The organism is Methylobacterium sp. B1 (genome assembly GCF_000333255.1).
In the GTDB taxonomy this organism is placed as follows: domain Bacteria; phylum Pseudomonadota; class Alphaproteobacteria; order Rhizobiales; family Beijerinckiaceae; genus Methylobacterium; species Methylobacterium fujisawaense.
Window position 1 is genome coordinate 1 of the sequence record NZ_BACT01000422.1, and the last position, 1,042, is coordinate 1,042.

Below are 1,042 nucleotides of genomic sequence, written 5' to 3' on the forward strand. Positions count from 1 at the left end.
GCGCTCCCTTCTCACGCACGGCGCCCGCCGAGGCGCCGATCACCGCGTGGCCGTTGTAGAAGGCCGCCGCGTCCTGGCTGATCATGTCGAGGCGCCGACCGGTGGCGCACCACGCGGTGCCGTAGGTGGTGTGCGCGTGGCACATCGCCATGACCTCGGGGTACTCGTCGTGCACGGCGGCGTGGAGGACGAAGCCCGCCCGGTTGATGGCGTGGCGCCCCTCGACCACCCGGCCCTTGTGGTCGGCCAGGATCAGGTTGGACATCCGCACCTGCGAGAAGTGCACGCACATCGGGTTGGTCCAGTAGAGCTCCGGACGCTCCGGGTCGCGGATCGTCAGGTGCCCGGCGAAGCCGTAGTCGAAGCCGTGCATCGCGAAGGCGCGGCAGGCGGCCACGAGGTGCTTCTTGCGGTACTCGCGCGCCTCGGCGTGGTTGGCGAATTCCGGGATCTCCGGGAAGATCAGGCCGGCCTGCTCCGGCTGGTAGATCGAGGTCCGCTTGCGGCCGGCATCGTCGTCCGGCAGGTCGAGGGCGACGGGCGCGTCGTGGGAATGATCGTCGAGCATGGCGTATCCTTTCGTCGGGTGAGGGGAGGGCGTCAGCGGTTGACGAGGCGCTTGGGCACCGTCAGCGCCAGGAGGCTGCCCAGGGCGAGGCACGCGGCGAGGGTGTAGACGCCGAGGCTCGTGGACTTGGTGGTGTCGATGATCCAGCCGATCAGGTAGGGGCTCACGAAACCCGCGAGGTTGCCGACCGAGTTGATCACCGCGATGCCGGTGGCGGCGGCCGCCCCCGCCAGGATGGCGGTCGGCAGGCACCAGAACTGGGCGAGCGTCACCAGCACGCCGATCGTCGCCACGGTGAGCGCCGCCTCGGCGATCACGAGGTCCGTGCTGAACCGGATGCTGACCAGCCAGCCCGCCACCCCGACGAGGCCCGGCACCGTGATGTGCCAGCGCCGCTCCCGGGCCGCGTCGGACAGGCGCCCGACCGTAATCATCGCCACGGCGGCGGCGCCGTAGGGCAGCATGTCAGGAGGC

General features: G+C 70.6%; 1 protein-coding gene and 1 pseudogene. Both read right to left on the minus strand.

Going from position 1 to position 1,042, the window contains the following annotated elements; genetic code table 11:
* Positions 1-568 (minus strand): class II aldolase/adducin family protein (locus tag I53_RS12265; RefSeq protein WP_043351068.1); only part of this gene is annotated, 568 nt, incomplete at its 3' end.
* Positions 569-600: 32 nt separating this feature from the next.
* Positions 601-1,042, minus strand: a pseudogene (locus I53_RS12270) (MFS transporter); the annotation flags it as partial.